The sequence below is a fragment of the Arenibacter sp. P308M17 genome (genome assembly GCF_003426735.1).
GTDB lineage: Bacteria > Bacteroidota > Bacteroidia > Flavobacteriales > Flavobacteriaceae > Arenibacter.
Map to the genome: position 1 here is coordinate 239,049 of NZ_QVON01000005.1, position 12,648 is coordinate 251,696.

Below are 12,648 nucleotides of genomic sequence, written 5' to 3' on the forward strand. Positions count from 1 at the left end.
ATATAAAACTTTTTGTTCTACAGAATGTTTCATAATTCTACAATTTGGATCAATACGCCCAAATACTACTACAAATTCAAGATTATGCACCATTTCGGGGAACTATTGAAACAAAATTAAAGTTAAAACCTTCTTAAATTTCTTCTATTTGCTTTGTATGTCAAATTAACAGTTTTTATATACTAAGTTGATATCATTATCAATATCTGTGTTTTAAAATTATGATATCGCCAATTAATTAACCAATTTTTTGAATTGAAGCGATGGTCCATATGTAGTTGGTGATAGCTTCAAACTTATAGCTACAAATGTAAACTGTTCCATTTTGATCCATACAAAAACGATTGCCATTTTAATAACTAACTAAAAACTTAATTACATTAAAAATGAAAACAACATGAAGACAATCTTAAAAAAATTATTTCAACAGATCTGTTTGCTGGGTATCTTCTTAGTGGTTTCCCAATCCTATGCCCAGGATAAATTGAAGATCTCGGGGAATGTTAGTTCGGAAACGGACGGTATGCCCTTGCCGGGCGTATCCGTAGTTGTAAAGGGAACCAATAATGGTGTTTCCACCGATTTTGATGGAAATTATTCCATTGAGGCACCAACCAATGCGGTACTCGTGTTCAGTTATATCGGTTTTAAGACCAAGGAGGTACCGGTAAACGGCCAGACTACAATAGATCAGCAAATGTCCGATGACGTTGCGGCCTTGGATGAGGTAGTGGTTACCGGATATTCATCCCAGGAGAAAAAATCCATTACTTCCGCTATTTCTACCGTAACCAGTGAAGATCTGGAGAATGTACATGCAGGGGCCTCCGTAAGTTCCGGACTTGCAGGAAAGATTTCCGGGGTAACCTTTAAAATGCCCGATGGGCGGCCAGGAGCTACGGCTGCCATTCAAATTCGTAATATGGGCGATCCTCTCTATATAATAGATGGAATACAACAGGATGCCGGCCAGTTCAACAATATATCGCCCGGCGATATTGAGAGTATTTCCGTCCTTAAGGATGCATCTGCAGCCATTTATGGGGTTAGGGCCGCTAACGGAGCTGTGGTAGTTACCACAAAAAGAGGTAGGAAGAACACCAAAAATGTGGTGAATATCAACTCGTACTACGGAGGTCAAAACTGGTCCCGATTTCCAAAGACGGTAAACGATTCCTATGTTTATATGTCCAAAAAGGCAGAAGCGGACCTAAACGAATTTGGGGAAACCCAGATAACCAATGAGGAATTGGAAAAATATCGATTGGGGACGGAAGCCGGATATAAATCTTTCGACTGGAAGAATTTTATCATTAAAAAGGATGCTCCCTTATACAGCATAAATGTCAGTACTTCAGGAGGGTCGGACAAGATAAACTATTATATTTCCGGTACCCAATTAAAACAGGAAGCGGTATTGGGTCCCGAATTTAACTTTGAAAGAAATAATATTCAAAGTAATTTGGATGCCAGTATTACCGACCGCCTAAAGGTTGGGGTTCAGATCAATGGTAGAATTGAAACCACCGATAACCCCGGAATCCCCGGTGCCGATGATTATTGGCTGCCACGTTTTGCCATTTTGCGAAACCGCCCTTTTGAAAGGCCCTATGCCAATGACAATCCGGAATACCTAAATGATATTGGCCATAATGAGACCAATTGGGCGTTGCACAATAAGGAAATTGGAGGGTATTCTACCAATATTTGGAGAGTATTGCAAACCAACTTCAGCGGGGAGTATAAATTTGGCGGTTTTGCCGAAGGGCTTACCGTTAAGGGAATGTACTCCTATTATATAGCCGATCAGGTAATGAACGGCCATGAGTATACCTATGACGCCTATACCTATGATGAGGCCAACGATACTTACAATGCTACCGGCGGTAGTTCCAATCCTTGGAGGGAACGAAGAAACCGAAAAATCCTTAAGAACGTTTACCAAGGTCAGGCCACTTATAAGAAATCCTTTGGGGAAGATCATAATGTGGAAGGCCTTTTCATGGTGGAGCGGCAGGAACAACGGGATCAGAACCAATGGATGAGATCCGTACCGGAAACCAATATTTTGCCATTGATCTATTTTGCCAATCTAGTGGAATTTCAAGATTTGGACAATGAGGAAGCCAGAATAGGCTATATCGGCAAATTCAATTATAACTATAAGGAAAAATATTATTTGGAACTTTCAGGTAGACAGGATGCCTCATGGAAGTTTGCCCCAAGTAAGCGGAAAGGTTTCTTCCCTTCGGGGTCCATAGGTTGGAGGATTACCCAAGAGGATTGGTATAAAAATATAGCAGGGGACGATCCTTGGGTTACCGAATTTAAACTAAGGGGCTCTTATGGGGTTTTGGGGGATGATAATATTGGCATTGGTGCCTATGATTACCTGCCCGGGTATAATTATAATACTGGGACCGTTATTTTGAATGGCCAACCGGTAGTAGGTGCAAGGGACAAAGGACAGATCGTGGACAACATTTCTTGGTTTAAGAGCAAGATTACGGATATAGGGGTCGACTTTACCCTTTTTAACGGGAAGATAAACGGGTCCTACGACTATTTCTATAGATTACGAACCGGGTTAAGAGGTAGAAAGTATGATATTTTAATCCCTAGTGAACTTGGGTATGGCCTGCCCGATGAAAATGTGAATAGCGACGCCCAATCGGGTTTTGAAGGCGTATTAAGTTATAACGAAAGTTTTGGGGATTTTTACCTCACCGTTTCCGGTAATGCTTCCTATTCCCGTGGTAAGTTTATAGAGTCCTACAAACCTAGATTTGAAAATTCATGGCACGAGTACAGAAACTCCAGCGAAGGACGATTTAATGACATTAGATGGGGGTTTAATACCATAGGCCAGTTCCAGACCCAGGAAGAAATAAACAACTACCCCATAGACATAGATGGTCAAGGGAACAGAACATTGTTGCCGGGAGACTTGATCTATGAGGATTTGAATGGCGACGGAAGAATTAATGGTTACGACGAAAAGCCCATTGGTTATAGTTTTGGAAGACAGCCATCCATAAACTTTGGTCTTAGTATCCGAATGGCCTATAAAGGTTTCGATTTTACTTCCGATTTTTCTGGAGGTTCCGGATATTCATGGGCACAGGAATGGGAGACCAGATGGGCCTTCCAAAACCAGGGTGCCCTAAACACTATATTTTTGGATAGTTGGAGCCGTCAGGACCCTACGGACCCCAATAGTACCTGGGTTCCTGGGAAATATCCGGCATTGCGCTACAATGCCTCCTATCACAGTAATTATAGAGGTGGTCAGGCATCCAGTTTTTGGATGCACAATGTAACCTATTTAAGGGCGAGAACCATAGAATTGGGGTATTCGTTGCCGAAACCGGTATTGGAAAAAATTGGCCTTCAAAAAGCAAGGTTCTACATTAACGGCTATAACCTGTTCTCCTTTGACAACCTATCCAAGTTTGGTATAGACCCTGAAGTCAACGATACCAATGGCTTGCAGTACCCACAAAATAAATTTGTGAATGTTGGGGTAAACCTATCCATATAAATAGTTAAAATTTATACGCAATGAAAAAATATATTTTTACAATATTATTAGCTTTGATCCTCGCTTTGGGCTGTTCAAAGAACGACGAAGAATTTTTGGATCGTCCGCCCTCTTCCATCTTAACACAGGAACAGATCTTTACGGATCCGAGTGCCGTGCTTTCCGTATTGGGGGATCTTTATAATAGGTATAACGATTTTGGAACGGTAGAGGATTGGCCATCCTTGGCCAGGTTTAACGTAGCCTATTGGTCCGAAGCCGGTCGCTATCCCGAATTTCAGAACGATGGATGGGGTTTCGGCGAATGGGGTACGTGGGACTATGGTTATATTAGGGAAATAAACCTGTTCCTGGAACGTCTCTCGGAGGCCACGGAACTCGATGAAGAATTGAAGGCACGGTTTATGGCCGAAGCACAATTTTTAAGGGCTTCCTATTATTTTGAATTGGTAAAGCGCATGGGCGGCGTTCCGTTGATCTTGGAATCGGAGACTTATGATTTTAGCGGGGATGCTTCGTATTTGCAGCATCCGAGGGAAACTGAGGCAGCCATTTACGATTTTATAATCAGTGAAACCGATGCTTTAAAGGATATTTTGCCGACCGATGCAAATTCCAAATCAAGGGCCACTAAAGGGGCTGCCCTGGCCATGCAGGCAAGAGCGGCTTTATACGCGGCCTCCATTGCCAAGTACGGGGCAACAACGCCCCAGGTTTCATTGCCCGGTGGAGAAGTGGGGATACCGGCCTCTAGGGCGGACGAATACTATACCAAAGCATTGGATGCGGCCCAATCCATAATTGATGGGGAGGCCGGGGCCTATGACTTATATACCAATAAACCGAACCTTTCAGAAAACTTTTCCAGTCTGTTTTATGACAAGGCCAATAATCCCGAAGCTATTTTTGTGGAGGATTATTTGGTAGGGGGTGGAAAGACCCATGGGTTTACCATTGTAAACCAGCCCCGTTTTGGAGCAGAGGAGGAAGAAGGTGGAAGGATCAACCCCAGCTTGCAATTCGTCCAGTCGTTTGAATTGTTGGACGGTACCTATGCGCCTTTGGCCAACGAGATGGGAGGAGACCCTGTTTACTATGACAATATTGGGGATATTTTTCAAGGACGTGATGCCCGATTGGCAGGTACGGTCATCTTACCGGGTACCACCTTTAAATCCAAGCCCGTTGATATATGGGCCGGGGTTGTTTTGGCAGATGGATCCATTGTAAGTGGAGATTCGAGGGGACAGGAGAAAACCTTGCCGGGAGCTACCGGGCAGGTACAGGTGGTTGGCTTCGATGGCCCAATAGACGGCCTTGAATTTACCGCTCAGACCGGTTTTTACATTCGAAAATATCAAGATCCCAATACAGGATCCGGCCGTCGTGGTACACAAAGTGATGTCTGGTTCATTCGCTATAGATTTGGGGAAGTCCTTTTGAATGCAGCGGAAGCGGCCTTTGAATTGGGACAACCCGATGTGGCCGCAGGCTATTTAAACCGGGTGCGCGAGAGGGCAGGCATTACAACGCCTTTAACAGCGTCCGATGTTACTTTTGATAAAATTGCCCATGAACGTTATGTAGAGCTGGCCTTTGAAGGGCTGCATTTCTTTGATTTGAAAAGATGGAGATTGGCACATATCGTCTTGGACGGAAATCCTATAAACGAAACCGAAGTAACCCAAAATATAGGGGTGGCCACCAAAAGGGAAACCCAGCCCTACAGTATTTGGCCTTATAAATATTATAATCCGGGCGACCCTAATGACGGTAAGTATCTGTATAAAATTTCACGACTTTCCAGAATTACCGGTGCCGACCGTTTTCAGTTTGGGAACTACTATTCCGAAATAGGGCAAAACTTAATCAATAACAACCCTAAATTGGTTAGAAACCCAAATCAATAATCCATTTAAAATAAAAAAAATGAAAACTAAATTTTATATATTCATATGCAGCGCCCTATTATTGGTGACGTCTTGTTCACTGGATAATTTTGATGAACCGGATGCCATGTTCTCGGGAAATATTGTCTATAACGGGGAGGCCATACCCGTTGCAAGGAACCAAGTAAGGTTTCAATTATGGCAACCGGGCTATGCGCTTACGGCGCCTATAGACGTAGCAATTGCCCAAGATGGTAGTTACAGCAGCCGATTGTTTACTGGGGATTACAAACTCTCCTTTGTGCCCGGGCAAGGGCCTTTCAGAACCCCATCGGATACCCTGTATTTTGAATTATCAGGGGAAAGGGCAATGGATATAGAGGTGACTCCTTACCATATGATCAGGAATCCCCAATTCTCTTACGCTGCCGGGACGGTAAATGCAAGCTGTTCGGTGGAGCAGATCATTACCGGTGCCGATGCAAGGGTGGTGGAAAGGGTGACGCTGGTCATTAACAGAACATTGTTCGTGGATGTAAACAGTGGCGATGAAGGGAGTCTGGCCCAGGTCGATGCGGCCGACCTTTCCGATCTGGATAACCTCAATATGTCCGTAGAAATACCCACTGATCCCAAGAAACCGGATCAAAACTACATTTTTGCCCGTATCGGTGTTAAAATGGTGGGGATTGAAGATATGATATATACCCAGGTACAGAAATTGGAATTTTAAAATAAATAAATCCCTGAAGCCCGCCCGTGCCGTTCAGACGGGGCTTTGCTTCGGGGTATTCAATCCTCCCATGCTGGTACGGACGGGTTCACCTCTCTTTTGGAGAGGTCAGAACTGCCTGAAAAGGCAGTTCTGGGTGAGGTTAAATAAATCCCTCGGAAACCATTAATTTCCGAGGGTTCTATTGTAACAATTTTCCGTTGATGACCACTATAAATGAAATGCCGGATGCATAGACCTAAAATTACATGCCCATTATTGTTTTTTCTTCTTTTCACTTTTTCGGTGTTTTCACAAGACAAAACATTTACCAATCCTTTATTGCCCTCAGGGGCCGATCCATATAGTACCTACTATGATGGATATTATTATTATACAAATACCCTACAGAACCGTTTGGTACTTTGGAAAACAAAAAATTTGGCCGATCTTGACAGGGCCAAGAGCAAAACGATATGGACACCACCTGAAGGGACTGCATATTCCAAGGATATTTGGGCTCCGGAAGTCCATTTTATAGCCGGCAAGTGGTATGTTTATTTTGCTGCGGATGATGGCAATAATGATACCCACCGAATGTATGTGGTAGAGAACGTGTCCAAGGATCCATTTAAGGGCGAATGGGAATTTAAAGGAAAAATTGCCGCGAAGACCGATAAATGGGCCATTGATGGCAATGTGTTTGATTTCAAAGGCCAGTTGTATATGATCTGGTCCGGATGGGAAGGGGACAAAAACGGGCAACAGGATATTTTTATAGCGAAGATGAAAAGCCCACTGGAGATAGAAGGGGATAGGGTAATGATTTCCTCGCCTACTTTTGAATGGGAAAAGCACGGGGATTTGAATGATCCCGATCTTCCCCATGTCAACGTAAATGAAGGGCCTCAGTTTTTATCGCATAATGGACGTATTTTTATAGTGTTCTCTGCAAGTGGTTGTTGGACGGATAATTATAGTCTGGGACTTTTGTCCTTTAACGGCGGGGATAACTTGTTGGACGCTTCCGCATGGACAAAATTGGAGGAGCCCATTTTTACACAGGCACCGGAAAATGGAGTTTACGCCCCCGGGCATAATTCATTTTTCAAATCCCCGGATGGAAAGCAGGATTGGATTCTGTACCATGCCAACTCCAAATCCGGACAGGGCTGTGGCCGGTTCCGATCCCCAAGAATGCAAAGATTGTATTGGAACACCAATGGAATGCCATATTTGGGAGCTCCGTTGCCGGAAAATGTTATATTGGAAATACCTGGGGAGTAGTTGCTTTGGATTAAAGAATCTTTTGTTCATGACAAAAATCGTCTAGACAAGGTTTCTCGGAAAATCTGTTTACCCCAAGCCCTAAAGCCTGCCTGTCCGGTAGGCAGGGGAGTTTGATTTTCCTCGATTCCCCCTTTAGGGTCGGGGTCAAAAATTGAGGAAAATCTTGTGGAATTGAATTTTGTCATTTACTAAGAAAAAAGGCATAAAAAAAATAGTTTTGTTGAGTTAGTTTCTTAAATTATCGGGTCTCTCCATCAGGCCCGGTAATTTTGATTTATTAGGTGGAGTATGATTTATGGGAATATTATTTTAAATAAATAGAGCGTATAAGGGAATTTTAAGAAAAGTACTTTGATAATTCCATAAATAAGAATAAATTCTTCCAATATGTATTGGAGGGCAATAGCAAAATCAATAAAAAAAATAGGATGAGAAAAATAATACTGATAGCTTCCTCCCTCATTATTTCCTTTACAGGGATATCGCAAGAGGATGTTTTAATTAAGAATAAATGGTCTCTGGACAAGGCCAAGGAATGGTATTCACAGCAAAAGTGGATGACCGGTGCCAATTTTAATCCCAGTACGGCCATTAATCAATTGGAAATGTGGCAAGAGAGTACCTTCGATCCCGAAACTATAGACAAGGAATTGGGCTTTGCCGAAGGTATTGGCTTCAATACCATGAGGGTATATCTTCATAGTTTGGCATACAAAGCGGATCCGGAAGGTTTTAAGAAACGAATGGATACCTATTTGAACATCGCCGATAAGCACGGTATAAAAACAATATTTGTCTTTTTTGACGATGTTTGGGGCAAAACCCCAAAAATAGGAAAGCAACCGGAGCCTATACCCGGCACCCATAATTCCGGATGGGTACAAGATCCTGGAGACCCAGCATCCAAAGAAAAGGAAAATTTCCCGGCTCTTGAGGTTTACGTTAAGGATATCCTTAAAAGCTTTGGCAAGGATGGGCGGATCGTGATGTGGGATCTTTACAATGAACCTGGAAACACAGGAAAACTGACCACTTCCATGCCCTTGTTAAAGAATGTATTTATTTGGGCAAGGGAAATTAATCCCAGCCAGCCCCTAACTGCCGGCCTATGGGCATGGGATTTTCAGGAACTTAACGCTTTCCAAGCCTTGAACTCGGATATATTGACCTATCACAACTATGAGGATGAAAAGCACCATCAACACATCATCAATCTCTTAAAATCACATGGTAGGCCAATGGTCTGTACCGAATATATGGCAAGGACCAACAATAGCCGTTTCTCCAATATTTTGCCAATTTTACAAAGAGAAAATATCGGTGCCATCAACTGGGGATTGGTAGCGGGAAAATCCAATACCAAATATGCCTGGAATACCCCTATCAAGGATGGAGGGGAACCCATAGAGTGGTTCCATGAGGTTTTTAGACAGGATGGAACGCCCTACAGACAGGACGAGGCAGATCTGATCAAGAAATTGAATCAGGAAGCTAATCAATAAAACGGGCAGCGTCAGACACTAATACCTGAATGGATGTATTTTTAATAATTAATAAATGAAGCGAATAAATTATAGTCGGATCTGGCTTATGATAGCTGTAATGGCGCTGATGGCCTGTAAGAATACCAACAAAAAGGAAATAAATCCTGAAACGGCCAATATAAATACACGGACAGCAGTGGAAAACACTTTGCAGCAGAAGAATTTCGACACCATCATTGATGGAAAACCAGTAAAGCTATATTGGTTGGAAAATAAGGATTTAAAAATGGCCATTACCAATTATGGAGGTAGGATCGTAGCCCTTTGGACGCCCGATCAACATGGTGATTTAGTGGATGTTTCCATTGGTTATGACAACATTAAAGACTATGTGGAATCGGCCGAATCCTATTTTGGAGCAACCATAGGCCGTGTTGGCAACCGAATTGCAAAAGGTAAGTTTTCCTTGGATGGTACCGCATATTCTGTGGTACCTAACAATAATGAAAATGCCCTGCACGGTGGCGAACACGGATTTCAGGATAAGGTATGGGATGCCGAACAGCCCAACCCCAAAACCCTGGTCTTGAGATATACCTCCCCTGATATGGAGGAAGGGTTTCCGGGGAATTTGGTAGTGAAGGTGACCTATTCCTTGACCGATTCCAATACTGTTAGAATGGAGTATGAGGCCACCACGGATAAAACCACAGTGGTAAATTTGACTAATCATACCTACTTTAACCTTAACGGGGAAGGCAGTGGGAGTATCCTAAACCATTCCCTACAGCTTTACGCAGATCAATTTACACCTGTAGATCGGGGGCTGATACCCACGGGGGAATTGAAAGACGTTCAGGGAACACCTTTCGATTTTAGGGAGCCCCATACTATTGGGGAACGCATAGGGGAAGAGGATCGGCAATTGGAGTTCGGAGGAGGGTACGACCATAATTTTGTATTAAATGGTACCAAGTTCAATGGTATGAATCGTGCCGCTACCGTGGTAGGGGATGCCTCTGGTATTGTAATGGAGGTATATACCCAAGAGCCTGGAATCCAATTTTATTGTGGTAATTTTATGGCCTCGGAAAATACTTTGAAATCAGGTGCCAAAGACGATTATAGGACTGCCTTTTGTTTGGAAACCCAGCATTTTCCAGATGCTCCGAATCAACCGGAATTTCCATCCATTACATTGCGGCCGGGGGAGGTTTACCATACCGTTTCTGAATATAAATTTACGGTTAGATAGGTTTTGGGAGTATTTGATAATGGCCATCAGTATGTGTTGTGATAACCATTAAGGCCTAAAGATTTTTATAGGACAATAATGAGCTAACAAAGTAATAGAAATTTGGAAAAAGATAGAAGTATCATAATGGTAGGTTGTTTCGACACCAAAGGGGACGACTTTGGATATCTGTATAGTTGTCTTGAAGGGCTGGGGGTTAAGGTAATTGCCATCAATACAGGGGTAATGGGTTCTACCGATTTGTTTCCAGTAAATTATGAGGCCAATGAGGTGGCATTGAAAGGGGGCAGTACCCTGACCGATCTTAGGGAGAATAAAGATCGCGGCAGGGCTATTGAAGCCATGGGGAATGGTGCCGCTGCTATTGTTGAAGATCTTTACAATAAGAAAAAAGCCCATGGTATTATAGGCATGGGCGGCGGTGGAGGTACTTTTATAGCCCTAAAGGCCATGCAGACCTTAGCTTTTGGGTTTCCAAAACTGTGCATCAGTACCTTGGCTACCAAAGATCTGTCCATGCATATAGGCAGTAAGGATATCACTTTGATGCCATCTGTTGTTGATGTTGCCGGACTAAATAGTATCAGTAAGGTGGTAATGAACCAAGGGGCAGCTGCCATTGTTGCCATGGCCAAGGTCCCGCTATTGGATAATGGGGGCCAAGCCCGTTCCATTGCCATTAGTGTTTTTGGGAATACTACCCTATGTGTGGATAAGTGTACCCAATTATTGAAGGACAAAGGTTATGAAGTTCTAACTTTCCATTCCGTTGGGGTGGGGGGCAGAACCATGGAGGGCCTTACTTTGGATGGTTGCTTTAGTGCCATACTGGATATTACTACTACCGAATTGGCCGATGAGCTTTGCGGGGGAATATGTAGTGCGGGACCGGACCGGTTGACCGCTGCGTCCAAAATAGGGATTCCCCAAGTGGTAGTGCCCGGATGTTTGGATATGGTAAACTTTGGCCCTATGGAAACCGTTCCGGAAAAATATAGGGACAGACAATTATTTAGTTGGGCACCGGATGTAACCCTTATGCGGACCAATGAACAAGAGAACAGAATATTGGGAAAGGGTATAGCAGAAAAGATAAATAGGTCCCAGGCTCCTGTCACTGTATTGCTTCCTATGGGAGGGCTATCCAAAATTGGTGGGCCGGGGGAAGTTTTTCACAATCCGGCGATAGATCTGGAATTGTTCAGTTCCATCAAAGCCCATGCAAATAAAAATATCAGGATACAGGAGGTTTTGTCGAATATCGATTCCGAGGAATTTGCTGAACATGCCGTAAAACACTTACTGGAATTATTAAAAGAACCCTGATGTTATTAAATATCAATTTAAAGATTTTCCAACCCTTGGCTTGGGCCCGCCCGTGCCATTCGGACGTGTTTACCTCTCCTTGGGAGAGTCCGCCCGGATCGTTCGGACGGGCCTGCCTTTGCCGGTAGGCAGGGTCGTGACTGCTTTTTCGGCAGTCCCGATAGCTATCGGGACGGGTGAGGTAAAATATAAAATGTCAAGAAATTTAAAAAAAAACAGCTTTTAAAAATTTAAACGAAAAACAATTAAATCAAAAAATAATAGGAATTATGCCAAATCGATGGACAGGTAAGGGGAACCCTTACACAAAACAAGAAGTTAGGGACAGGCTGCAGGCAGTGGTGGACCAAAAAAAGGCCATTATAGCTGCCGGCGCGGGCACGGGCATCAGCGCGAAATTCATAGAGAAGGGGGGCGCGGACCTGATCATCATCTACAATTCGGGGAGGTTCCGGATGTCGGGCCACGGCTCCACGGCGGGGATGATGGCCTATGGTGACGCCAACGCGGTGGCCATGGAGATCGGGGAGTTCGAGGTTTTGCCCGTAGTGGAGGAAATTCCCGTAATATGCGGGGTGCACGGGAGCGACCCGAGAAGAAGGATGTGGCACTTTTTGGGAAAGGTAAGGGACATGGGCTTCTCGGGGGTCAATAATTTCCCGACACATTCCATTATAGACGGCCATTTCAGAAGGGTACTTGAGGAAACCGGAATGAGCTTTCAAAAAGAAGTGGACATGGTGGACCTGGCCACCAAAATGGACCTGTTCTCCATCGTATATGTAGGGAAACCGGAGGAGGCCGTACAGATGGCGGGTGTGGGTGCCGATGCCGTCATCGCCCATGTGGGGACCACGGTGGGGGGGTCCATAGGGGTCACCAGCGCCACGGCCAGCATGGACGATGCCCTGGAGCGCACACAACGCATTGTCGATGCCGTAAAGAAAGCGAACCCCGATACCTTCCTTCTAGCCCATGGCGGACCGATCAACACCCCTGCCGACGTGAAGTACGTACTGGAGCACTGCAAGGGCCTGCACGGCTTTGTGGGGGCGTCCTCTTTGGAACGGATGGGTATCGAACAGTCCCTGACCGATCTGACCAGGGAATTCAAGGCCCTGACCCTTTAGTATATTTATGGACAGGGATTG

At 44.1% G+C, this 12,648-nt stretch carries 8 protein-coding genes; all 8 read left to right on the forward strand.

Annotated features, from left to right (window positions below; translation table 11 throughout):
- Positions 1-397: 397 nt before the first annotated feature.
- The 8 genes from D0S24_RS13765 (at position 398) to D0S24_RS13800 (ending at position 12,627) form a co-directional block, all read left to right on the forward strand.
- Complete coding sequence (locus D0S24_RS13765; RefSeq protein ID WP_117020449.1) at positions 398-3,541, forward strand: TonB-dependent receptor; 3,144 nt, start codon at positions 398-400, stop codon at positions 3,539-3,541.
- Positions 3,542-3,561: 20 nt separating this feature from the next.
- Positions 3,562-5,451, forward strand: coding sequence for a RagB/SusD family nutrient uptake outer membrane protein (locus tag D0S24_RS13770; RefSeq protein WP_117020450.1), 1,890 nt, complete (start codon positions 3,562-3,564; stop codon positions 5,449-5,451).
- 19 nt (positions 5,452-5,470) lie between these two features.
- Positions 5,471-6,163, forward strand: a complete 693-nt coding sequence (locus tag D0S24_RS13775; RefSeq protein WP_117020451.1) for a DUF3823 domain-containing protein — start codon at positions 5,471-5,473, stop codon at positions 6,161-6,163.
- A 228-nt stretch (positions 6,164-6,391) separates the two neighbouring features.
- Positions 6,392-7,429, forward strand: a complete 1,038-nt coding sequence (locus D0S24_RS13780) for a family 43 glycosylhydrolase (RefSeq protein WP_117020452.1) — start codon at positions 6,392-6,394, stop codon at positions 7,427-7,429.
- A gap of 431 nt (positions 7,430-7,860) precedes the next feature.
- Positions 7,861-8,934 carry a cellulase family glycosylhydrolase gene (locus D0S24_RS13785; RefSeq protein WP_117020453.1) on the forward strand — a complete coding sequence of 358 codons (1,074 nt, stop codon included), beginning with the start codon at positions 7,861-7,863 and terminating at the stop codon, positions 8,932-8,934.
- A gap of 55 nt (positions 8,935-8,989) precedes the next feature.
- Positions 8,990-10,171 carry an aldose epimerase family protein gene (locus tag D0S24_RS13790; RefSeq protein ID WP_117020454.1) on the forward strand — a complete coding sequence of 394 codons (1,182 nt, stop codon included), beginning with the start codon at positions 8,990-8,992 and terminating at the stop codon, positions 10,169-10,171.
- A 102-nt stretch (positions 10,172-10,273) separates the two neighbouring features.
- Complete coding sequence (locus D0S24_RS13795) at positions 10,274-11,497, forward strand: Tm-1-like ATP-binding domain-containing protein (RefSeq protein WP_220377766.1); 1,224 nt, start codon at positions 10,274-10,276, stop codon at positions 11,495-11,497.
- A 269-nt stretch (positions 11,498-11,766) separates the two neighbouring features.
- Positions 11,767-12,627 carry a phosphoenolpyruvate hydrolase family protein gene (locus D0S24_RS13800; RefSeq protein WP_117020456.1) on the forward strand — a complete coding sequence of 287 codons (861 nt, stop codon included), beginning with the start codon at positions 11,767-11,769 and terminating at the stop codon, positions 12,625-12,627.
- The last annotated feature ends 21 nt before the right edge of the window (positions 12,628-12,648 follow it).

Coding starts and splice junctions, on each gene's coding strand:
- D0S24_RS13765 (WP_117020449.1), top strand. CDS start 398: ATGAAGACAATCTTAAAAAAATTATTTCAACAGATCTGTTTGCTGGGT.
- D0S24_RS13770 (WP_117020450.1), top strand. CDS start 3,562: ATGAAAAAATATATTTTTACAATATTATTAGCTTTGATCCTCGCTTTG.
- D0S24_RS13775 (WP_117020451.1), top strand. CDS start 5,471: ATGAAAACTAAATTTTATATATTCATATGCAGCGCCCTATTATTGGTG.
- D0S24_RS13780 (WP_117020452.1), top strand. CDS start 6,392: ATGCATAGACCTAAAATTACATGCCCATTATTGTTTTTTCTTCTTTTC.
- D0S24_RS13785 (WP_117020453.1), top strand. CDS start 7,861: ATGAGAAAAATAATACTGATAGCTTCCTCCCTCATTATTTCCTTTACA.
- D0S24_RS13790 (WP_117020454.1), top strand. CDS start 8,990: ATGAAGCGAATAAATTATAGTCGGATCTGGCTTATGATAGCTGTAATG.
- D0S24_RS13800 (WP_117020456.1), top strand. CDS start 11,767: ATGCCAAATCGATGGACAGGTAAGGGGAACCCTTACACAAAACAAGAA.